Raw genomic sequence first — 406 nt, forward strand, 5'->3', positions numbered from 1 at the left:
GATGGTAGATGTCGTTGAAGGCAAGCATATCCGAGGTCATCTTCGGCACCCGGAACGCCGGCATGCCGACCCAAAGGAAGGGGACCTTGGCCGCGGCGATGGCTTTGCCCAGCGCGTCGGTCCTGCGTTCATATTCCTTGGTCCAGTTCTCGGAACGTGGCTGTTCGCGCACGTCGCCCACCTTCATCGACTGGCGGTCGTTGGAGCCCAGCATGACGATCACGGCGGCGGGTTTTTCGGTCTCGATCAGCGATTTGATCTGTTCGGGCCAGTTGTAGAAATCATCGCGCACGAAGCCGGACGAGCCATTGCTGCGAACGACGATCCTGACGCCGGCATTCTCTGCGAAAGCGGTGTCGAGGCCTTCGGCGAGGCCGGCCGCCATGAAGTCGCCGACCACCAGGAC

1 protein-coding gene is annotated in these 406 nt (G+C 61.8%); it reads right to left on the reverse strand.

The annotated features are described in order from the left end of the window. Window positions 1–406 (reverse strand): DUF459 domain-containing protein (locus tag EN925_RS39380; protein WP_128337521.1); only part of this gene is annotated, 406 nt, incomplete at both ends.

This window comes from Mesorhizobium sp. M7A.F.Ca.US.006.04.2.1 (assembly GCF_004022915.1).
GTDB lineage: Bacteria > Pseudomonadota > Alphaproteobacteria > Rhizobiales > Rhizobiaceae > Mesorhizobium > Mesorhizobium ciceri.